The 473-nt window shown below is 46.9% G+C and carries 1 protein-coding gene; it reads left to right on the forward strand.

The window, feature by feature from the left end:
• On the forward strand, positions 1-473 hold a 473-nt coding region (locus AAZU54_RS27285; protein ID WP_434727897.1), incomplete at both ends, for an amino acid permease.

The following is a 473-nucleotide window of genomic DNA, read 5'->3' on the forward strand; positions in this document are numbered from 1 at the left end:
ATGCCGATGAATTTGTGAGTCCACATTTTTCTACGATGATTGGCTGGTTTCAATTGTTTTTGTATTACCCGACGCTTGGCGTGGTGGTGACGTGGGTGGTGGGTATTTACACCGCCCTATTATTTGGGGTAAAAGAGGCATCGCTTGAATTACAAATGGGCATCGGGCTTACGTGGTTTGTCATTTGTTATCTGTTTAATGTGATGGCGGCGGTGTTTGCAGGGCGTTTTCAAGTCTTTGCTACCATCGTTAAATTGATTCCGTTATTTGTGCTAGGGGTAATGGCGTTTGTCTATGGTGACCCTGTGAGCGCCTTAACCCATCCAAGTGAATCCGCGCGTCAAGCGACCCAGTCTTTGGCATGGCTCGGCGCCATTGGTCCGATTGCATTTTCGTTTGATGGCTGGGTGGTCTCTACCAGTATTTCAGGGGAAATCAAACATGCCAAACGTAATTTACCGATTGCCTTAGTT

Origin of the sequence: Pseudomonas sp. Je.1.5.c (assembly GCF_051129895.1) — a bacterium.
Lineage (GTDB): Bacteria > Pseudomonadota > Gammaproteobacteria > Pseudomonadales > Pseudomonadaceae > Aquipseudomonas > Aquipseudomonas urmiensis.